General features: G+C 67.6%; 1 pseudogene. It reads right to left on the bottom strand.

Going from position 1 to position 216, the window contains the following annotated elements:
* Positions 1-216: pseudogene (gene tuf / locus CEF10_RS16270) on the bottom strand (elongation factor Tu); the annotation flags it as partial.

The following is a 216-nucleotide window of genomic DNA, read 5'->3' as shown; positions in this document are numbered from 1 at the left end:
CGACACGGCCCGTCACCACCGTGCCGCGGCCCGAGATCGAGAAAACGTCCTCGATCGGCATCAGGAACGGCTGGTCCTTCGGACGCTCCGGCGTCGGGATGTAGTCGTCCACCGCGGCCATCAGCTCCTTGACCTTCTCCTCGCCGATCTCGGGCGTGTTGCCCTCCATCGCCGCAAGCGCCGAGCCGGCAACGATCGGAATGTCGTCGCCCGGGA

The organism is Roseovarius salinarum (genome assembly GCF_002834145.1).
Taxonomy (GTDB): Bacteria; Pseudomonadota; Alphaproteobacteria; order Rhodobacterales; family Rhodobacteraceae; genus Roseovarius; species Roseovarius salinarum.
This window is presented reverse-complemented; position numbering and strand designations above follow the sequence as displayed.